A 19,895-nucleotide genomic window follows, 5' to 3' on the forward strand; every position below is an offset into this window, starting at 1 on the left:
CCATGGCCGACGCAAGCACGACCACGGCCGCGCCGTGGACACCGCCGGCCGATGGCAGCGCCACCTCGGCGCCGAAGCCGCCGCTGCGCGACCGGCTGCTGCCCTTCATCGGCCCCGTGGTGCTGTTCATCGTGTGGGACCTGGCGGTGCGCCTGGGCTTCATCAAGCCGATCCTCTTGCCCACGCCCGCCGACACCGTTGCGGCGCTCATCACGGGGCTCGCGGGCGGGCCGCTGCTCACCGACTTCGCGATGACCGTGTGGCGCACGCTGCAGGCCTTCGCGATTGCGGCGGTGGTCGGCGTGCCGCTGGGCGTGCTGCTCGGCAGCAACGAGCGCGCCTACCGCAGCGTCGAGTTCCTGATCGACTTCTTCCGCTCCACGCCTTCGTCTGCGCTGATCCCGCTGTTCCTGCTGATCTTTGGCGTGTCGGACGTCAACAAGGTGGCGATCGCGGCCTTCGGCGCGCTGCTGATCGTGGTGTTCAACAGCGCCTACGGCGTCATCAACGCGCGCAAGCAGCGCGTGATGGCGGCGCGCGTCATGGGCGCCTCGCGCTGGCAGATCTTCAAGGACGTGCTGGTGTGGGAAAGCCTGCAGCCCAGCTTCGTGGGCCTGCGCTCGGCGGTGTCGATGGCACTGGTGATCGTCATCGTGGCCGAGATGTTCATCGGCTCCGACACCGGCCTCGGCCACCGCATCATCGATGCACAACAGGTGCTCAACGTGAAGAGCATGTATGCGGCCATTCTTGCGGCGGGCGCGCTGGGCTATGCGCTCAACATCCTCTTCCTCGTTGCCGAGCGCCGCATCGTGCATTGGAGCGGAAGATGAAAGCCACGCCCGACATCGTCGTCAACGGACCGGTGTATGCCGACGTGCCCAAGCCGGTTTTCAGGCCCGGCCCGGCCGGCACGCACATCACCATCCGCGGCCTCACCAAGTACTTCGCGGGCTGGCCGCTGTACGAGAACTTCGACCTCGACATCCCCAAGCACCGGATCGTCTCGGTGTTCGGGCCCAACGGCTGCGGCAAGTCCACGCTCATCAACATGATCGCGGGGCTGGTTCCCATCGATTCGGGCGAGATCCTGTTCGACGGCAAGGAGCGCAAGGACACCAAGATCGGCTACGTATTCCAGAACTACCGCGAGGCGATGTTCCCGTGGATGCGCACCATCGACAACATCGCCTACCCGCTGAAGCTCGAAGGCCGCAGCAAGGCCGAGGTCGACCGCCGCATGGAAGAACTGGTGGCGTCGTTCGACGTGAAGTTCGACTTGAAGCGCTTTCCGTACGAGCTCTCGGGCGGCCAGCAGCAGACCGCATCGATCATGCGCGCGCTCGCGCCCAAGCCCGAGGTGCTGTTTCTGGACGAGCCTTTTTCGGCGCTCGACTTCGAGATGACGCTGTTCATCCGCGAGAAGCTGCAGGAGGTGTTCATGCAGACCGGCACCACCATGCTCTTGGTGTCGCACGACCTCGAAGAGGCCGTGTACCTGGCCGACGAGGTGCTGCTGCTGACCAAGCGGCCCACCGGGGTGGCCGAGATCCTGCGCTACGGCGATGCGCGGCCGCGCACGGTCGAGACCCTGAGCACCGAGAGCTTCGTCGCAACCAAGAAGCTCAGCCTCGACATCTTCCAGCGCGAGGTCCGCCGGTGACGCCCGAGATCAACATTCCCGAGGTGCTTGCCGAAATGACGGCCGTGTTCGCGCGCTACGAGCAAGCGCTCATGGCCAACCAGCCCGCGGTGCTCGACGAACTGTTCTGGAGCAGCCCGCACACGCTGCGCTACGGTTTCTCGGAGAGCCACTACGGCCATGCCGCCATCAGCGCCTTTCGCGCCTCGCTGCCGGTGCAGAGCCCGCCGCGCGAGTTGCTGCGCACCGTCATCACCACCTTCGGCCGCGACTTTGCCACCGCCAACTGCGAGTTCCGGCGCGAAGGCGCCACCGCTGTCGGCCGGCAGAGCCAGACCTGGCTGCGCACGGCCGACGGCTGGCGCGTGGTCGCCGCCCACGTGAGCCTGCCGGGCTGAGCCGGGGCACATTTTTTGCACTCCCTTCAACCTCTGGAAAGAACCGCCATGACAAGCCCGATCAATCGCCGCGATTCCCTCAAGTCCCTGGCTGCGCTGGGCGCCGCCGGCACCCTCGGAGGCTGGAGCGCGCTCGCCGGCGCACAAGGCAAGCCGCTGACCGTCGGCGTGATCTACGTCGGCGCACGCGACGACTACGGCTACAACCAGGCGCACGCCATGGCGGCCGCCGAGATCAAGAAGCTGCCCGGCATCAAGGTGGTCGAGGAAGAGAACGTGCCCGAGACCGCCGCGGTGCAGAAGACCATGGCCGGCATGATCTCGCAGGACGGCGCCAAGCTGCTGTTCCCCACTTCGTTCGGCTACTTCGACCCGCACATCCTGGCCGTGGCGCCCAAGAATCCCGACGTGCGCTTCTCGCACTGCGGCGGCCTCTGGACCGAAGGCAAGCACCCGAAGAACGCGGGCAGCTTCTTCGGCTACATCGACGAGTGCCAGTTCCTGAACGGCGTGATCGCGGCGCACATGACCAAGAGCAACAAGATCGCCTTCGTCGCCGCCAAGCCGATTCCGCAGGTGCTGCGCAACATCAACGCCTTCACGCTGGGTGCGCGCTCGGTCAAGCCGAACATCACCTGCAGCGTGATCTTCACCGGCGACTGGTCGATGGCCGTGAAGGAAGCCGAGGCCACCAACAGCCTGGCCGACCAGGGCTGCGATGTCTTCACCATGCACGTCGACGGTCCCAAGGTGGTGGTCGAGACGGCGGCCAAGCGCGGCAAGATGGTCTGCGGCTACCACGCGAGCCAGGCCAAGCTCGCGCCCAACGCGTACCTCACTGGTGCCGAATGGAACTGGCTCACGGCCTACAAGACCGCCATCGAGGCCGCGCAGGCCGGCAAGCCGCATCCCAACTTCCTGCGCGGCGGACTGAAGGAAGGCTACGTGAAGATGTCGGCCTACGGCCCGATGGTGCCGGACGCCGCGAAGAAGCAGGCCGACGAGATCAAGGCGAAGATGGTCGCGGGCAGCTTCGACATCTTCAAGGACGGCATCAAGGACAACAAGGGCGCGGTCGTGGTGCCCGCCGGCAAGGTGCTCAAGCAGACCGACCTGGAACTCGAAAAGATGAACTACCTGGTCGAAGGCGTGATCGGCCAGGCCTGATCGCCGCCGCACAGGCCCGCACGCCATGCGCCAAGCGCTCAAGGAATTCGCCCTGCCGGTGTTCGCCATTGCGGCGGCGCTGCTGCTGTTCGGCGTGCTCGCGGCCTTTGCCGGCGTTGATCCGCTGGAGGTCTGGGCGACGCTCTTCAAGGGCGCGTTCGGCGACTGGTTCTCCTGGCAGAACACCCTGCAGCGCGCAGCGCCGCTGATGCTCGCCGCGCTGTGCGTGGCGCTGCCGGCGCGCGCGGGTCTCATCGTCATCGGCGGCGAAGGCGCGCTGGTGCTGGGCGGCCTGGCCTCGGCCGCACTCGCGCATGCGGTGCCGCTGCCGGGCAATGCCGCGGGCACGGTGGCGGTCTGCTTCGCGGGCGCAATGGCCGGCGCGCTGTGGATCGCACTTGCGGGCTGGCTGCGCCAGTACCGCGGCATCAACGAAACCATCAGCAGCCTGCTGCTGGCCTACATCGCCATCGGCATCTTCAAGCACCTGGTCGAAGGGCCGCTGCGCGATCCGGCGAGCCTCAACAAGCCCTCGACCCATGCGCTGGCCGACGGGCTGCTGATCGGCGGCATCGGCGGCTCGGACGTGCACTGGGGCCTGGTGATCGGCGTCGTCGCCTGCCTGGCGCTCGGGTGGTGGCTGCGCGCCACCGCCTCGGGCTTTTCGGTGCGCGTGGTGGGCGGCAATCCGCGCACCGCGCAGCTCGTGGGACTGCCGGCCACGCGGCTCATCCTAGGGGCCTGCGGGCTCGGCGGCGCCTGCGCGGGGCTCGCGGGCGCGGTCGAGGTGGCGGCGGTGCACACCAACGCCAATGCCTCGTTGATCGCGGGCTACGGCTATGCGGGCATCCTGGTGTCGTTCATCGCGCGGCACAACCCGGTGGCCATCGTGCCGGTGGCGATCCTGTTCGGCGGCTTCGGCGCGGCCGGCAGCCTGCTGCAGCGGCGGCTCGGGCTGCCCGATGCCTCGGTGCTGGTGCTGCAGGGCATGGCCTTTGTGCTGATCCTTGCGAGCGAGGGCTTGCGCATGGTCGACTGGAACGCGCTGCGCGCGCGCGTGCCGCGCGGCGCGGGGGTGGTGCGATGAGCGCGGACCAGTGGATCGCGCTCGCGGCCGGCATCGTCGGTGGTGCGCTGCGCGTGGGCGCGCCGTTTCTTTTCGTGAGCCTGGGCGAATGCCTCACCGAAAAGTCGGGCCGCATCAACCTCGGGCTCGAAGGCGTGCTGGTGCTCTCGGCGATGGCGGCCTTCGGCGGTGCGTACCTCACCGATTCGGCCTGGCTCGGCGTGCTGATCGGCGCGCTGGCCGGGGCGGCGCTCGCGCTGCTGCATGGCCTTTTGTGCTCGCTCGACCGCGTGAACGACGTGGCGACCGGCATCGCGCTGATGCTGCTCGGCACCGGGCTCGCGTTCTACCTGGGCAAGCCGCTGATCCAGCCGCAGGCGCCGCAGATTCCCGCGATACCGCTGGGCTTCTGGAGCGACAACACGGTGGTGCGCTCGGCGCTGCAGCTCAATGCGCTGGTGCCGATCGGCGTGGCGCTGGCGGTGCTGCTGTGGTGGGGCTTTGCGCGCACGCGGGCCGGCCTCCTGGTGCGCATGGCCGGCGATTCGGCGCAGGCGACGCGCGCGCTCGGCTATTCGGTCTCGGGCCTGCGCATTGCGGCGACCACGGCCGGCGGCTTCATCGCGGGGCTCGGCGGCGCGTCGCTCACGCTGTTCTATCCGGGCAGCTGGAACGAAGGCATCTCCAGCGGCCAGGGACTGATCGCGGTGGCGCTCGTGATCTTCGCGCGCTGGAGCCCGCTGCGCTGCGTGGGCGCGGCGCTGCTCTTCGGCGGGGCCGGCGCCATCGGACCGGCGCTGCAATCCATCGGCATCGGCTGGGGCTACCACCTGTTCAACACCGTGCCCTATGTGCTCACGCTGGTGATCCTGGTGTTCACCTGCAGGCCCGGCACGGCCGCCGCCGGTGCGCCGGGCGAACTTTCATCGACAAGGAGCTGAATCCCATGGCGAACACCACATCTCCCCGCCACGTGGCCGCCGAGCCCTATGGCTGGCCCTACAACGGCGACCTGCGGCCCGGCAACACCGCGCTCGTCGTGATCGACATGCAGACCGACTTCTGCGGCAAGGGCGGCTACGTCGACGTGATGGGCTACGACCTCTCGCTGGTGCAGGCGCCGATCCAGCCGATCGCGCGCACGCTCGCGGCGCTGCGGCCGCTGGGCTTCCACATCATCCACACGCGCGAAGGCCACCGGCCCGACCTGGCCGACCTGCCCGCCAACAAGCGCTGGCGCTCGCGCCAGATCGGCGCCAACGGCGTGGGCATTGGCGACGACGGGCCATGCGGGCGCATCCTGGTGCGCGGCGAGCCGGGCTGGGAGATCATTCCCGAACTCGCGCCGCTGCCCGGCGAGGTGGTGATCGACAAGCCCGGCAAGGGCTCGTTCTATGCCACCGACCTGGAATTGATCCTGCGCACGCGCGGCATCGAGAACCTCATCCTCGCGGGCATCACCACCGACGTGTGCGTGCACACCACGATGCGCGATGCCAACGACCGCGGCTTCGAATGCCTGCTGCTGTCGGACTGCACGGCCGCCACCGACCACGGCAACCACCTGGCGGCGCTGAAGATGATCACGATGCAGGGCGGCGTGTTCGGCGCGCATGCCAGCTCGCAGGCACTGCTGGCTGCGCTGGACTGACGAAGGCATGGCCGACCCCACGCCCCACGCCATCGGCGCACTGCCTGCGGGCAGCGGCGCGCTCGCGCTCGACACCTACGCGCTGACCAAGCGCTTCGGCGCCTTCACCGCGATGGACCGCGTGACGATGCGAGTCGAGCCCGGCACGGTGCATGCGCTGCTCGGCGAGAACGGTGCGGGCAAGAGCACGCTGGTGAAATGCGTGGCGGGCTTCCAGCGCGCAGAGGAGGGCAGCATCCTGATCGACGGGCGCGAGCAGGACATTGCCAACCCGATCGTGGCGCGCGCGCTCGGCATCGGCATGGTCTACCAGCACTTCACGCTGGCGCCGGGCATGACGGTGGCCGAGAACCTGCTGCTCGCGGGCGGCAAGACACCGGCGCTGATCGACTGGAAGGCGAAACGCGCGGAGCTCAGGAATTTTCTTGCGACCACGCCCTTCAGCCTCGACCTCGATGCACGGCCATCCGAACTCGCGGCGGGCGAGAAGCAGAAGCTCGAACTGCTCAAGCAGCTGTACCTGAGGCCGCGCCTGCTGATCCTCGACGAGCCGACCTCGGTGCTCACGCCGCAGGAGGCCGACGAGGTGCTGGGCCATGTGCGCGAGTTCGCGAAGAGCGGCCTGTGCACGGTGCTCATCATCACGCACAAGTTCCGCGAGGTGATGGCGTACGCCGACAGCGTGACGGTGCTGCGCCGCGGCAAGGCGGTGCACCACTGCCGCGTGGCGGACACGAACCCGGCGCAGCTGGCGCAGGCCATGATGGGTGGCGAGGGCGCTTCGGCGCCTGCGCCGGCTTCATCGCCTGTCGCGAGAAAACCGGTGCCCGATGCGGCGTCCGTCGCGTTGAGGGTCGAAGGCCTCGAGGCGCAGGGCGATCGCGGCACGCTCGCGCTGCACGGGCTGAGCCTCGCGGTGCGCGCGGGCGAGATCCTCGGCGTGGCGGGCGTCTCGGGCAACGGCCAGCGCGAACTGGTCGAGGCGCTGGTCGGGCAGCGCGCGCGGCTGGCCGGCAGGGTGAGCGTGATGGGCCAGCCCTACAGCGCGCGCCGCGCAGAGAACCGCAGCCTCAAGGTCCGCAGCCTGCCCGAGGAGCCTTTGCGCAATGCCTGCGTGGGCGACCTCAGCGTGGCCGAGAACATGGCGCTGCGCGATTTCGACCGGCCGCCGCTGTCGCGCGGCGGCGTGCTGAACTTCCCGTTCTGGCGCAACCGGGCGCGCGAGTGGATTGCCGAATACGGCGTGAAGACGCAGGGCGAGGGTGCGCCGATCCGCAGCCTGTCTGGCGGCAACGTGCAGCGCGCGGTGCTGGCGCGCGAGCTGGCCGGCGACATCAACGTGCTGATCGCGGCCAACCCGGTGTTCGGCCTGGACTTCGCGGCCGTGGCCGAGATCCACGAGCGCATCGTGCAGGTGCGCGAGAAGGGCGGGGCGGTGCTGCTGATCAGCGAGGACCTCGACGAGCTGCTGGAGCTGGCCGACCGCATCGTCGTGATGAGCGAGGGGCGGATCGTGTTCGAGACTTCGGCTGCGGGGGCAGAGAGGCATGTGATCGGGGCGCACATGGGTGGGGGGCACCATGAGCCGTTGAAGGTTGCGGCATGAGTGCCCTGGCAGCTGTTGCGGGGCCGCCCGGTGCGCGGTGCGGCGCGGTCGGCCCCACTGTGCCGGCCGCTTCGCGGCTGCCCTGCGGTGCTCGCGTTTCGCGGGGTCTCGCAGAACTCGCTTCGCTCAAACAGCTGCGAGCCCTGATCCGCGAAACGCTGCGCTCCTCGGCGGCACAGAGGGGCCGCCCGCCCCGCACCACACACCGGGCTCCGAGGTGGAGTGTTTGCCCCCGGTGCGTCCGAGGCGATGAGCGGTGTGCCCCTGGCCGGCCGTTGAGGCACCGCCGAGCAGCGCAGCGACAGGCGGATCAGGGCTCGCCCTTGTTTGAGCGAAGCGAGTTTGGGCGAGACCCCGCCTGTCGTGAGCAGCGCAGGGCAGCCCGAAGGGCCGGTGACGTCGGCCGGCCAGGGGCACACCGCTCATCGCCGAACCCCAGGCATGGAAAACAGCGAGAACCAGCATGCGCATAGAAACTGCCAACCCATTTCCCTATGACTTCGAGCTGAAGAACACCGCCCTGGTCCTCATCGACATGCAGCGCGACTTCATCGAGCCCGGCGGCTTCGGTGAAACGCTGGGCAACGATGTGTCGCTGCTCGAAGCGATCGTTCCGGCCACAAAAGCGGCGTTGCAGGCATGGCGAAAGGCCGGCGGCCTCGTGGTCCACACGCGCGAGGCGCACAAGGCGGATCTTTCCGATTGCCCGCCTGCCAAGCGCAACCGCGGCAACCCGAGCCTGCGCATCGGCGACGAAGGCCCGATGGGCCGCATCCTCGTCGCGGGCGAACCCGGCAACCAGATCATCGATGCGCTGGCGCCCGTGGACGGCGAGATCGTCATCGACAAGCCCGGCAAGGGCGCGTTCTACGCCACCGGCCTGCATGAACTGCTGCAACGCCGCGGCATCACGCACCTGCTGTTCGGCGGCGTCACCACCGAGGTCTGCGTGCAGACCAGCATGCGTGAGGCCAACGACCGCGGCTACGACAGCCTGCTGCTCGAAGACTGCACCGAAAGCTACTTTCCGGCCTTCAAGGCGGCCACGCTCGAGATGGTCCGCGCGCAGGGCGCGATCGTGGGCTGGACCGCGCCGAGCAGCGCGCTGCTGGCGGCGCTCGGACAGGGGCAATGACTGCGACTACCATTCCCCACGTGTCTACCGCCCGACCCCGCTCCGCTTCGCCCGCCCCCGCTTCCGACGCCACCGTTTTCCGCACGCGGGCCGACGAGGTCTACGCGCAGCTCAAGCGCGACGTGGCCGATTTCATCCTCGTGCCCGGCGACCGCTTCACCGAAAACGAGATCAGCGACCGGCTCGGCGTCTCGCGCACGCCGGTGCGGCAGGCGCTGTTCCGCCTGCAGCAGGAGGGCTTCGTCGAGGTGCTGTTCCGCAGCGGCTGGCGCGTGCTGCCCTTCGACTTCGACCAGTTCGAGCAGCTCTACGACCTGCGCATGGTGCTCGAGACCACCGCGGTGCACCGCCTCTGCGAAGCCGACCGCCGCGTCGACCGCAGCCTGCTCGACGCGCTGGCCGAGATCTGGCTCGTGCCCGCCGCCCAGCGCAGCAGCGACACCGCGCAGGTGGCGCAGTGGGACGAGGCCTTTCACTGCGCGCTCGTGGCCGCGGCGGGCAACGCCGAGATGGCGCGCGTGCATGGCGACGTGACCGAGCGCATCCGCATCATCCGCCGGCTCGACTTCACGCAGCAGCCGCGCATCGACGCCACGTATGAAGAGCACGCCAAGATCTTGAAGGCCGTTCGCGCCAACCGCGGCGAGCAGGCCGCGATGCTGCTGCGCGCGCACATCGAGACCAGCCAGGCGGAGGTGCGCAAGATCACGCTGCACCAGGTGCACCTGGCGCGGCACGCGGGCAAGGCGGCGCCGCGCTGAGCGGCCCTTCTACAGCGTGAAGTCGTAGTCCACCGTGATCGGCGCGTGGTCGCTGAACTTGATGGTCTTGTAGATCTGCTCGCTGCGCGCGAGCGCGCCCAGGGCCGGCGTGGCCAGGTGGTAGTCCAGCCGCCATCCCACGTTGTTCGCGTAGGCCTGGCCGCGGTTGCTCCACCAGGTGTAGGCCTCGGCGGTGGTGTCGGGCTTGAGCAGGCGGTAGACGTCCACCAAGCCCGCGCCGTCGGTGCCGGCGTCGAGCAGCCGGGTCATCCAGGCGCGCTCCTCGGGCAGGAAGCCGCTGTTCTTCTGGTTGCCGCGCCAGTTCTTGAGGTCGATTTCCTTGTGGGCGATGTTGATGTCGCCGCAAAGGATGAATTCGCGCTCTTTCTTGAGCGCGGTGAGGTGCGGAAAGAAGCCCTTCAGGAAGCGGAACTTGGCTTCCTGCCGCTCCTCGCCCGAGCTGCCGCTCGGAAAATAGCAGCTGATGATCGAGAGCTTGCGCTGGGGCGTGTCGAAGCGCAGTTCGAGATACCGGCCCTCGGCGTCGAATTCGGCGTCGCCCCAGCCCACCACCACGGCGCTCGGCGCGTGGCGGGTGTAGATCGCGGTGCCGGCGTAGCCCTTTTTCTCGGCGAAATGGAAATGGCCCTTGAGGCCGGCCATTTCCTCGAAGCGGCCCTCGATGTCGCTCGCCTGCACCCGGATCTCCTGCATGCAAATACAATCCGGCGCAAGTTCGGCCACCCAGTCCGCCACCCCCTTCGTGGCGGCCGAACGCAGGCCATTGAGATTGAGGCTGGTCAGTTTGAACACAAGGAATTTCCGATGGCTGTAGATGGTGTGCAAGGCAGCGCGGTGGCGCAGGATTTCGTCCAGTTCGCACTCGACGCAGGGGTGCTGCGCTTTGGCGAGTTCAAGACCAAGGCCGGGCGAATGAGCCCCTATTTCTTCAATTCGGGGCTCTTCGACGATGGCGCCAAGATCGCGCGGCTCGCCGGATTCTATGCAGACCGGCTGATCGAGAGCGGCGTCGAGTTCGACATGATCTTCGGCCCCGCCTACAAGGGCATTCCGCTGGGCGCCACGGTGGCGGCCGAACTGGCCCGGCGCGGGCGCAACCATCCCTTTGCCTACAACCGCAAGGAAGCCAAGGCGCACGGCGAAGGCGGCAACCTGGTGGGTGCGCCGCTCAAGGGCCGCGTGCTGATCGTCGACGACGTGATGTCGGCCGGCACCGCGGTGCGCGAATCCATTGCCGCCATCGAGGCCGCGGGCGCCACGCCGCACGCCGTGGCCATTGCGCTCGACCGGCAGGAAAAAGCCACCGAGAACGGCGTCGACGTGGACCACAGCGCCGTGCAGTACGTGCGCAACCAGCTGGGCCTGCAGGTGGTGGCCATTGCCACGCTCGACGACCTGCTGAACTATCTCTCGGGCAGTGCCGCCGCCGACCTGGGCGTGCATCGCGAGCGGGTGCTCGCCTACCGGGCGCGCTACGGCGCCAGCTGAGATCGACGCCGTGCCCAAGCGCAAGCTCGACCTGGCGGCCCGGCCGTTCGCAGCCCCCTGGGTGCTGCTGATGATGGCACTGTGGGCCGGCGCGGCGCCGGCGCAGCCCGCACCGGCGCCGGCCGCCGGCATTTATTCATGCACCGATGCGCGCGGCCGCACGCTCACGGCCGACCGCCCGATTGCCGAATGCATCGACCGCGAGCAGCGCGAACTGAACCCGAGCGGCACCACGCGCCGCCGGCTCGAGCCCACCTACACGGCCCGTGAACTGGCCGAGCGCGAAGACCGCGCCCGCGAGGCCGCCTTGCAGGCCGCGCGCCTGACCGACGAGCGCCGCCGCGAACGCGCACTGCTGGTGCGCTATCCCAACGCCGAGGTGCATGACCGCGAGCGTGCCGAGGCACTGGTGCAGATCGACGCGGTGATCCAGGCCGCGAAGAAGCGCCTGGTCGAACTCGCCGAAGACCGCCGGAAGGTCGACGAGGAGCTCGAGTTCTACAAGCACGACGTGAGCAAGGCGCCCGGCGCCGTGCGCCGCAAGCTCGAGGACAACGCGCAGAGCGTGGCGGTGCAGAACCGCTTCATCGGCGAGCAGGAAGACGAGAAGAAGCGCGTCAACGCGCGCTTCGACGAGGAGCGCACGCGCCTCAAGCCGCTCTGGGCCCCCCAGAACGGCCTCAGCAAACGCTGAGGGCCAGCGTCAGCCCAGCTTTGCCTTGAGCAGCTCGGTCACCTGCGCCGGGTTCGCCTTGCCACCACTGGCCTTCATCACCTGGCCCACGAGGCCGTTGAGCGCCTTTTCCTTGCCGCCGCGGTATTCCTCGACGTTCTTCGCGTTCTTTGCGATCACTTCGTCCAGGATCTTGTCGAGCGCACCGGTGTCGCTCATGGGCTTCAGGTCCTTGGCCTCGATGATGGCGTCGACATCGCTGCCTTCGCCGGTCCAGAGCGCGTCGAACACCTGGCGCGCGGCGTTGTTGGGCAGCGTGCCGTCGGCAATGCGCCCGACCAGTTGCGCCAGCTGCTGCGCCGTGACGGGCGCGGCCTCGATGCCGATCTCCTGCGCGTTCAGGCGGCGCGCCATTTCGCCGGTGATCCAGTTGCTCGCGAGCTTGGGCGTCGCGCCGGCCTTCACCGCGTCGTCGAAATAGCGCGCGAGCGCCGGGCTCTGCGTGAGCTGCGCCGCGTCGTATTCGGACATGCCGTGGTCGCGCACATAGCGCTCGGCCATGGCGCGCGGCAGCTCGGGCATGGTGGCGCGCACGCGTTCGATCCACTCGGCCTCGATGGCCAGCGGCGGCAGGTCGGGGTCGGGAAAGTAGCGGTAGTCGGCCGCGTCTTCCTTGGTGCGCATGGTGCGCGTCTCGCCGGTGTCGGGGTCGAACAGCACGGTGGCCTGCTCGATCTTGCGGCCGTCTTCCAGCTCGTTGATCTGCGAGTTGATCTCGTAGTCGATCGCCTGCTGCATGAACTTGAAGCTGTTCAGGTTCTTGATCTCGCGCCGCGTGCCGAGCTTCTCGCCGGGCTTGCGCACCGACACGTTGGCGTCGCAGCGGAAGCTCCCTTCCTGCATGTTGCCGTCGCAGATGCCGATCCAGGTGACGATCTTGTGCAGCTCGCGCGCATAGGCCACGGCCTCGGCGGTGGAGCGCATGTCGGGCTCGGTCACGATCTCCAGGAGCGGCGTGCCGGCGCGGTTCAGGTCGATGCCGCTCTGGCCGATGAAGTTCTCGTGCAGCGACTTGCCCGCGTCTTCCTCGAGGTGGGCGCGCACCAGGCGCACGGTCTTCTTTTCTTCGCCGAGGAAGAACGAGACGGAGCCGCCCTGCACCACCGGGATCTCGTACTGGCTGATCTGGTAGCCCTTGGGCAGGTCGGGGTAGAAGTAGTTCTTGCGCGCGAACACGCTGCGCGGCGCAATGTGCGAGCCGAGCGCGAGGCCCAGCTTGATGGCGCGTTCGACCGCGCCCTTGTTCATCACGGGCAGCGTGCCGGGCAGCGCGAGGTCGACCGCGCAGGCCTGCGTGTTGGGCTCGGCGCCGAAGGCGGTGGAGGCGCGGCTGAAGATCTTGCTCGCGGTCGAGAGTTGCGCATGCGTCTCGAAGCCGATGATGACTTCATAGCCGCGCACCAGCGGGCCGGTCGGGCGGCCTTCTTGCTGTGCTTCGAAAGTGTTCACGGGTTCGCTCATTTCAAAAGCCCTCCGGCGTGCGCATGTGCCAGTCGGTGGCTTGCTGGAAGCGGTGGGCTGCGTTCAGCAGCTTCGCTTCGCCGAAGTAGTTGCCGATCAGCTGCAAACCGACGGGCATGCCGGAATCGAAGCCCGCGGGCACGCTCATGCCCGGCAGGCCGGCCAGCGAGGCGGGCAGCGTGAAGATGTCGGCCAGGTAGTCGGCCACCGGATCGCCGCCGTGCTCGCCGATCTTCCAGGCGGTGGTCGGCGCGGCCGGGCCGGCGATCACGTCGCACTGCCTGAAGGCCTGCTGGAAATCGTCGGCGATCATGCGGCGCACCTTCTGCGCCTGCAGGTAGTAGGCGTCGTAGTAGCCGTGCGAAAGCACGTAGGTGCCGATCATGATGCGGCGCTTGACCTCGTCACCGAAACCTTCGGCGCGCGTGCGCTCGTACATGTCGGCCAGGTCCTTGTACTGCTTGGCGCGGTGGCCGAACTTGACGCCGTCGAAGCGGCTCAGGTTGCTCGAGGCTTCAGCCGCGGCCAGGATGTAGTACACGGGAATCGAGAGTTCGGTGAGCGGCAGCGTGACTTCGACGCGTCTGGCGCCGAGCTTCTCGTACTGCGCGAGCGCCGCATCGATGGCCGCGCGCACGCTGGGCGCCACGCCTTCGCCGAAGAACTCCTTCGGCACGCCGATGCGCAGGCCTTCGAGCGAACCGTTCAGCGAGCGGCCGAAGTCTTCGGCGGGCTTGTCGAGCGAGGTCGAGTCGCGGTCCAGGTCGGGGCCGCAGAAGGCCGACAGCAGCAGCGCGCAGTCCTCGGCCGAGCGGGCCATCGGGCCGGCCTGGTCGAGGCTCGATGCGAAGGCCACCATGCCGTAGCGCGAGGCGCGGCCGTAGGTCGGCTTGATGCCGGTGATGCCGCAGAACGAGGCCGGCTGGCGGATCGAGCCGCCGGTGTCGGTGCCGGTGGCCGCAGGCGCGAGGCGCGCCGCCACGGCCGCGGCGCTGGCGCCCGAGGAGCCACCCGGAATGCGCTCGCGGTTCCACGGGTTCTGCACCGGCACGGCCTTGTCGTGGCCCACGGCGGGCACGGCGACGTTCTCGTTGGCCGAGCCCATCGCGAATTCGTCGCAGCTGAGCTTGCCCAGCGTGACCGCGCCGGCCTCGGCCAGGCGCTTGACCACGGTGGCATCGAAGGGCGAGCGGTAGCCCGCGAGCATCCTGGAGCCGGCGGTGGTGGCGAAATCGGTGGTGACGAAGATGTCCTTGTGCGCGATCGGCACGCCGGCCAGTGCGGGCGCGTTGCCCTTGGCAATGAGCGCGTCGGCCGCGCGGGCCTGGGCCAGCGTGACTTCCTCGTTCACGTCGACGAAGGTGCCGAGCGATTCGTGGGCCTTCATGCGGCCCAGGAAGACCTGCGAGGCCTCGACGGCAGAAACCTTGCGGTCGGCCAGGGCCTTGGCCAGGGCGACCACCCCCATTTGATGCAATTCGCCGCTCATTCGATCACTTTCGGCACGAGGAACAGGCCGGCTTCGACGGCCGGGGCGCTCTTCTGGTTGGCTTCCCGGTTGTCGGGCTCGCTCGCCACGTCGTCGCGCAGGCGCAGCGTGACGTCCTCCACGGCCGCCACCGGATGGGCCAGCGGCTCCACCCCGGCGGTGTCGACCGAACGCATGCGCTCGACCAGGTCAAAAAAGCCGTTGATCTGGCTGAGCATGCGCTCGCTTTCGTCGGAAGCAAGCTGCAGCCGCGCCAGGGAGGCGATGCGTGCAATATCTGAAGCGGAAAGTGACATGGGTCGGACCGGTCGAAAAACCGGAAGTAATCGCACGCCGGAGAGGGTGCTAACACGGGATTCAGAGGGGATTCGGGTATTATCCCGCCTTTGCCGCAACCCCCGCGAACGCGCCGGCTTTTGCGCCAAAAACGATCAATTCACCCCGTCATACGACCCAAAAAACAGAGCGACGACCTGCCGACGCGCAGGCGTGCTCCAGAGGATTCCGCACATGTTTGGAGCTTTCCGTCGGTACTTTTCCACCGACCTGGCGATCGACCTCGGCACCGCCAACACCCTGATCTTCGCTCGCAACAAGGGCATCGTGCTGGACGAACCCTCGGTCGTCGCCATCCGCCATGAAGGCGGCCCCCACGGCAAGAAGGTGATCCAGGCCGTCGGCCGCGAGGCCAAGGCCATGCTGGGCAAGGTGCCCGGCAACATCGAGGCCATCCGCCCGATGAAGGACGGCGTGATTGCCGACTTCGTGATCACCGAGCAGATGATCAAGCAGTTCATCAAGATGGTGCACCCGCGCACGCTGCTCACGCCGAGCCCGCGCATCATCATCTGCGTGCCCTGCGGCTCGACCCAGGTCGAGCGCCGCGCCATCAAGGACGCGGCCGAAGCGGCTGGCGCCACTTCCGTCTACCTGATCGAGGAACCCATGGCCGCGGCCATCGGCGCCGGCCTGCCCGTCAGCGAGGCCTCGGGCTCGATGGTGGTCGACATCGGCGGCGGCACCACCGAAGTGGGCGTCATCAGCCTGGGCGGCATGGTCTACAAGGGCTCGGTGCGCGTGGGCGGCGACCGCTTCGACGAAGCCATCATCAACTACATCCGCCGCAACTACGGCATGCTGATCGGCGAGCCGACGGCCGAAGTCATCAAGAAGAACATCGGCTCGGCCTTCCCGGGCTCCGAGGTCAAGGAGATGGAAGTCAAGGGCCGCAACCTCTCCGAAGGCGTGCCGCGCAGCTTCACGATCAGCAGCAACGAAGTGCTGGAGGCCCTGACCGATCCGCTCAACAACATCGTCTCGGCCGTGAAGAACGCGCTGGAGCAGACGCCGCCCGAACTGGGCGCCGACATCGCCGAGCGCGGCATGATGCTGACCGGCGGCGGCGCGCTGCTGCGCGACCTGGACCGCCTGCTGGCCGAGGAAACCGGCCTGCCGGTGCTGGTGGCCGAAGATCCGCTGACCTGCGTGGTGCGCGGTTGCGGCATTGCGCTGGAACGCATGGACCGCCTGGGCAGCATCTTCACGAGCGAGTAACTGACGCACACCCCCAGGCTTCGCGCACTTCGTGTCGCTGCGCCAACCCCCTTGCAGGGGGCAATACCAGCGGCCCGGCAAAGCCGGTTCCGCGGTATTCCGGCGAATGGCGGTGTGTTACTTTCACGTGTCGTGACTCGCGCAAAGCGCGGTGATAACTAGGCCGAATCCATGCCCTTGGGCACGCTCGATCGCACAGCCCCACCCCTGTTCAACCAGGGGCAGTCGGCACTCAGCAAGCTGATCTTCTTCGGCGCGCTCTCGCTGTTCCTGATGGTGGCCGATGCGCGCTTCCATCTGGTTCAGCCGCTGCGCGCGGCCGTCGGCGCGGTGCTCTACCCGGTGCAGTGGCTGGCGCTCAAGCCGGTGCAGATGGTGATGGGCGGCAGCCGCTATTTCGAAGACCTGCAGACGGCCCAGCGCAACGAGGACGAGGCCCGCAAGGCGCTCATGCTGCAGGCCGAGCGCGCGAGCCAGGCCGACACGCTCGCGCAGGACAACGCGCGGCTGCGCGCGCTGCTCGAACTGCGCGAGACCACCCAGGCGCCGGGCCGCGCGGCCGAGGTGCTGTACGACGCGGCCGACCCCTACACGCGCAAGATCGTCATCGACCAGGGGCTCACGCAGGGCGTGGCCGCCGGCTCCCCCGTGATCGACGCGCACGGCGTGCTGGGACAGGTGACGCAGGTGCAGCCGTTCACGAGCGAGGTCACGCTGGTGATCGACCGCGATCTTTCCATTCCCGTGCAGAACACCCGCACCGGCGTGCGCAGCGTGGCCTTCGGCGACGCGTCGGCGCATGGCGGCGGACTCGAGCTGCGCTTCATGGCCGCCAATGCCGACCTGCAGGAGGGCGACCTGCTGTCCACCAGCGGCGTCGACGGCGTCTATCCGCCCGGCCTGCCGGTGGCGAAGATCGAGCGCATCGAGCGCCGGGCCGATTCGGCCTTTGCGCGCATCTACTGCGTGCCGCTGGCCCATGTGACCGCCGCGCGCTACGTGCTGGTGCTCGCGCCCACCGGCGCACCCTCGGCGCCACCGCCCGCAGCGCCCGCGGCCGCGGTGCGCAAGAAGCCCGAGGCCAGGCCAGCCGGCAAGGCGGACAAGGCCGCCGACAAGGCCGACAACAAGAAAGCCGCGGAGCGCGCCCGATGATCAAGCGTCCAGGACAACAGCAACTCCTGCTGCCCGTGAGCCCGCTGTTCATGTGGGCGAGCCTGGTGGTGGCGCTGCTCATCAACATGATCCCGATCGGCCGCGCCGCCTGGATGCCCGACCTGCTCGCGCTGGCCATCGTGTTCTGGGGCGTGCACCAGCCGATGCGCGTGGGCATCGGCGCGGCCTTCGTCTTCGGGCTGTGCATGGACGTGCACCAGGCCTCCATGCTGGGCCAGCATGCGCTGTCCTACACCACGCTGGGCTTCTTCGCGATCACCATCCACCGGCGCCTGCTCTGGTATCCGGTGGCCTCGCAGGCGCTGCAGGTGCTGCCGCTCTTTGCGCTGTCGCAGCTCATCGAGGTGATCACGCGGATGGTCGGCGGCGGCGTGTTTCCGGGCTGGAGCGTGCTGATCTCGCCGGCCGTGGAGGCTGCGCTGTGGCCGCTGGCCACCGCCTTGCTGCTCGCGCCCCAGCTGCGCACGCCGGATCCCGACGAGAACCGGCCGCTATGAGCTCGTCGCTCACCAGGCCCGCGGTTGCCATGGCAACGGCCCGCGCCTAAGCTCGCACTTCCGCCGCCATGACCGAAATCCGCAACGTCGCTGCCGATCTCGCGCGCTTCAAGCGCCGCGTGATCGTGATCGGCCTCGTGGTGCTCTTCGCCTTCGGCCTGCTCGGCGCCCGCCTGTTCTACCTGCAGGTGGTGCGGCACGAAGACCTGGCGGAGCAGGCCGAGAGCAACCGCACGGCCATCGTGCCCGTGGTGCCCAACCGCGGCCTGATCCTCGACCGCAACGGCATCGTGCTGGCCTCCAACTATTCGGCCTACACGCTGGAGATCACGCCTTCGAAGGTGGGCGACGTCGAGGAGACCATCGAGAGCCTGACCCAGGTGCTCGAGGTCTCGCCGCGCGACCGCCGCCGCTTCAAGCGCCTGCGCGAAGACTCGCGCAGCTTCGATTCCATTCCGATCCGTACCCGCCTGAGCGACGAGGAAGTCGCGCGCTTCGCCGCGCAGCGCTACCGTTTCCCGGGCGTGGAGATCAAGGCCCGGCTGTTCCGCAACTACCCGCACGCCGAACTGGCTTCGCACGTGCTCGGCTACATCGGCCGCATCAACCAGCGCGAGAAGACCGCGATGGAAGACTGGGCCGAGGAAGACCAGGCCAACTACAAGGGCACCGACTACATCGGCAAGCTCGGCATCGAGCAGAGCTACGAGAAGACGCTGCACGGCCAGACCGGCGTCGAGCAGATGGAAACCTCGGCCGGCGGCCGCGCGGTGCGCCGGCTCGCCAGCCACCCGGCCACGCCCGGCAACACCGTGATGCTGTCGCTCGACATCAAGCTGCAGAAGCTGGTGGAAGACATGTTCGGGGACCGCCGCGGCGCGCTGGTGGCCATCGACCCCAAGACCGGCGAGGTGCTGGCCTTCGTGAGCAAGCCCACCTTCGACCCCAACCTGTTCGTCGAAGGCATCGACACCGAGAGCTGGCAGGCGCTGACCGAGTCGCTCGACAAGCCGCTCCTGAACCGCGCGCTGCGCGGTACCTATCCGCCCGGCTCCACCTACAAGCCCTTCATGGCGCTGGCGGCGCTGCAGACCGGCAAGCGCGGCCCGAACGTGGTGGTGAACGATCCCGGCTACTTCAACTTCGGCGGCCACCGCTTCGGCAGCCCCGAAGGCAACATCGGCGGCGTCGACATGCGCCGCTCGATCCAGCTGTCGAGCAACATCTACTACTACTCGCTGGCCAACGAAATGGGCGTGGACCTGATCCACGACTTCATGAAGCCGCTGGGCTTCGGCCAGATCACCGGCATCGACCTGGGCGGCGAGGTGCGCGGCGTGCTGCCGAGCACCGAGTGGAAGCGCAACGCCTACCGGCGGCCCGAGCAGAAGAAGTGGTATGCGGGCGAGACCATTTCGCTGGGCATCGGGCAGGGCTACAACACCTTCACGATGTTGCAGCTCGCACAGGCCACGGCCATCGTGGCCGACGGTGGCTTGAAGCGCAAGCCGCACCTCGTGCTGGCCACGCGCAACACCGTGAGCGGGCAGGTGGTGCCGCTGCCCCAGCCGCCGGCCGAGAACCTGGGCTACACCGCGGCCAACATCGCGGTGATCCGCGAGGGCCTGACCAGCGTGGTCAGCAGCGGCACCGCGCGCGGCGTGTTCGCCGGCGCGGGCTACCAGGCGGCGGGCAAGACCGGCACTGCGCAGGCCGTGACGCAGGCGCAGAACACCAAGTACAACGCCAAGGCGCTCGAGGAGCACCAGCGCGACCACGCTCTGTTCATGGCCTTCGCCCCGGCCACCGATCCGAAGATCGCGCTGGCGGTGATCGTCGAGAACGCCGGCTGGGGCGCGGGCGCGGCGGCGCCCATTGCGCGCCGCGTGTTCGACTACTGGCTGATGGACCAGTATCCGAGCGAAGCCGACATGGCGGCCGTCAGGATCGGCAAGGCCACGGCGCCGATCGGCAAGCCGCGCGTGGCGAGTGAAGTGGCGTGGCCGGCAGCGGCCTCTGCCGCAACAGCACCCTGAGTCTTGCTCCCTCT

The 19,895-nt window shown here is 68.4% G+C and carries 20 protein-coding genes; 16 read left to right on the forward strand and 4 right to left on the reverse strand.

The window, feature by feature from the left end; translation table 11 throughout:
* The first annotated feature begins 2 nt into the window (after positions 1 to 2).
* The 10 genes from RZE77_RS01410 (at position 3) to RZE77_RS01455 (ending at position 9,426) form a co-directional block, all read left to right on the forward strand.
* Complete coding sequence (locus tag RZE77_RS01410; RefSeq protein ID WP_319440368.1) at positions 3 to 833, forward strand: ABC transporter permease; 831 nt, start codon at positions 3 to 5, stop codon at positions 831 to 833.
* Positions 830 to 1,663, forward strand: coding sequence for an ABC transporter ATP-binding protein (locus tag RZE77_RS01415; RefSeq protein ID WP_319440369.1), 834 nt, complete (start codon positions 830 to 832; stop codon positions 1,661 to 1,663). The genes RZE77_RS01410 and RZE77_RS01415 overlap by 4 nt, the downstream gene beginning before the upstream one ends.
* A complete protein-coding gene (gene hpxZ, locus RZE77_RS01420; protein WP_319440370.1) occupies positions 1,660 to 2,040 on the forward strand; it encodes an oxalurate catabolism protein HpxZ in 381 nt (126 codons plus the stop codon). Before RZE77_RS01415 ends, hpxZ begins: the two co-directional genes overlap by 4 nt.
* 48 nt (positions 2,041 to 2,088) lie before the next feature.
* On the forward strand, positions 2,089 to 3,207 hold the full coding sequence (locus RZE77_RS01425) for a BMP family ABC transporter substrate-binding protein (RefSeq protein ID WP_319440371.1): 1,119 nt from the start codon (positions 2,089 to 2,091) through the stop codon (positions 3,205 to 3,207).
* A gap of 25 nt (positions 3,208 to 3,232) precedes the next feature.
* On the forward strand, positions 3,233 to 4,294 hold the full coding sequence (locus RZE77_RS01430; RefSeq protein WP_319440372.1) for an ABC transporter permease: 1,062 nt from the start codon (positions 3,233 to 3,235) through the stop codon (positions 4,292 to 4,294).
* Positions 4,291 to 5,214: an ABC transporter permease gene (locus tag RZE77_RS01435; RefSeq protein WP_319440373.1), complete on the forward strand. Its 924-nt coding sequence runs from the start codon at positions 4,291 to 4,293 to the stop codon at positions 5,212 to 5,214. The genes RZE77_RS01430 and RZE77_RS01435 overlap by 4 nt, the downstream gene beginning before the upstream one ends.
* A 5-nt stretch (positions 5,215 to 5,219) precedes the next feature.
* Positions 5,220 to 5,924, forward strand: coding sequence for a biuret amidohydrolase (gene biuH / locus RZE77_RS01440; protein ID WP_319440374.1), 705 nt, complete (start codon positions 5,220 to 5,222; stop codon positions 5,922 to 5,924).
* Between the two features lie 7 nt (positions 5,925 to 5,931).
* Entirely contained in the window at positions 5,932 to 7,530 is a 1,599-nt protein-coding gene (locus tag RZE77_RS01445; protein WP_319440375.1) for an ABC transporter ATP-binding protein, read from the forward strand.
* A gap of 463 nt (positions 7,531 to 7,993) precedes the next feature.
* Positions 7,994 to 8,665, forward strand: a complete 672-nt coding sequence (locus RZE77_RS01450; RefSeq protein WP_319440376.1) for a cysteine hydrolase family protein — start codon at positions 7,994 to 7,996, stop codon at positions 8,663 to 8,665.
* Complete coding sequence (locus RZE77_RS01455; RefSeq protein ID WP_319440377.1) at positions 8,662 to 9,426, forward strand: GntR family transcriptional regulator; 765 nt, start codon at positions 8,662 to 8,664, stop codon at positions 9,424 to 9,426. Before RZE77_RS01450 ends, RZE77_RS01455 begins: the two co-directional genes overlap by 4 nt.
* A gap of 9 nt (positions 9,427 to 9,435) precedes the next feature.
* On the opposite strand, the gene RZE77_RS01460 is transcribed toward RZE77_RS01455, so the two are convergent.
* Positions 9,436 to 10,239, reverse strand: a complete 804-nt coding sequence (locus RZE77_RS01460; protein ID WP_319440378.1) for an exodeoxyribonuclease III — start codon at positions 10,237 to 10,239, stop codon at positions 9,436 to 9,438.
* 12 nt (positions 10,240 to 10,251) lie between these two features.
* Here RZE77_RS01460 and pyrE point away from each other — a divergent pair, with 12 nt between their 5' ends.
* Both pyrE and RZE77_RS01470 read left to right on the forward strand, forming a co-directional pair.
* On the forward strand, positions 10,252 to 10,935 hold the full coding sequence (gene pyrE, locus RZE77_RS01465) for an orotate phosphoribosyltransferase (protein WP_124958378.1): 684 nt from the start codon (positions 10,252 to 10,254) through the stop codon (positions 10,933 to 10,935).
* A gap of 70 nt (positions 10,936 to 11,005) precedes the next feature.
* Positions 11,006 to 11,629: a DUF4124 domain-containing protein gene (locus RZE77_RS01470; protein WP_319442286.1), complete on the forward strand. Its 624-nt coding sequence runs from the start codon at positions 11,006 to 11,008 to the stop codon at positions 11,627 to 11,629.
* A gap of 9 nt (positions 11,630 to 11,638) precedes the next feature.
* On the opposite strand, the gene gatB is transcribed toward RZE77_RS01470, so the two are convergent.
* Genes gatB through gatC form a run of 3 tightly spaced genes read right to left on the reverse strand, consistent with a single transcriptional unit; the run spans position 11,639 to position 14,914 of the window.
* Positions 11,639 to 13,129: an Asp-tRNA(Asn)/Glu-tRNA(Gln) amidotransferase subunit GatB gene (gene gatB, locus RZE77_RS01475; RefSeq protein ID WP_319440379.1), complete on the reverse strand. Its 1,491-nt coding sequence runs from the start codon at positions 13,127 to 13,129 to the stop codon at positions 11,639 to 11,641.
* Between the two features lies 1 nt (position 13,130).
* A complete protein-coding gene (gene gatA, locus RZE77_RS01480) occupies positions 13,131 to 14,618 on the reverse strand; it encodes an Asp-tRNA(Asn)/Glu-tRNA(Gln) amidotransferase subunit GatA (protein WP_319440380.1) in 1,488 nt (495 codons plus the stop codon).
* Positions 14,615 to 14,914 carry an Asp-tRNA(Asn)/Glu-tRNA(Gln) amidotransferase subunit GatC gene (gene gatC, locus RZE77_RS01485; RefSeq protein WP_319440381.1) on the reverse strand — a complete coding sequence of 100 codons (300 nt, stop codon included), beginning with the start codon at positions 14,912 to 14,914 and terminating at the stop codon, positions 14,615 to 14,617. Before gatC ends, gatA begins: the two co-directional genes overlap by 4 nt.
* A gap of 214 nt (positions 14,915 to 15,128) precedes the next feature.
* Between gatC and RZE77_RS01490 the strand changes: the two genes are divergently transcribed.
* The 4 genes from RZE77_RS01490 (at position 15,129) to mrdA (ending at position 19,881) form a co-directional block, all read left to right on the forward strand.
* The gene (locus tag RZE77_RS01490) at positions 15,129 to 16,172 is read left to right on the forward strand and encodes a rod shape-determining protein (protein WP_007833435.1); all 1,044 of its coding nucleotides are present in this window, start codon (positions 15,129 to 15,131) and stop codon (positions 16,170 to 16,172) included.
* A gap of 171 nt (positions 16,173 to 16,343) precedes the next feature.
* Positions 16,344 to 17,327 (forward strand): rod shape-determining protein MreC, encoded by a 984-nt coding sequence (gene mreC, locus RZE77_RS01495; RefSeq protein ID WP_319440382.1) that lies wholly within the window; start codon positions 16,344 to 16,346, stop codon positions 17,325 to 17,327.
* Positions 17,324 to 17,845 (forward strand): rod shape-determining protein MreD, encoded by a 522-nt coding sequence (mreD, locus tag RZE77_RS01500; RefSeq protein WP_124958383.1) that lies wholly within the window; start codon positions 17,324 to 17,326, stop codon positions 17,843 to 17,845. The genes mreC and mreD overlap by 4 nt, the downstream gene beginning before the upstream one ends.
* A 68-nt stretch (positions 17,846 to 17,913) precedes the next feature.
* Positions 17,914 to 19,881: a penicillin-binding protein 2 gene (gene mrdA / locus RZE77_RS01505; RefSeq protein WP_319440383.1), complete on the forward strand. Its 1,968-nt coding sequence runs from the start codon at positions 17,914 to 17,916 to the stop codon at positions 19,879 to 19,881.
* Positions 19,882 to 19,895: the final 14 nt, after the last annotated feature.

Source organism: Variovorax sp. SPNA7, assembly GCF_033807855.1.
Classification (GTDB): domain Bacteria; phylum Pseudomonadota; class Gammaproteobacteria; order Burkholderiales; family Burkholderiaceae_C; genus Variovorax; species Variovorax beijingensis.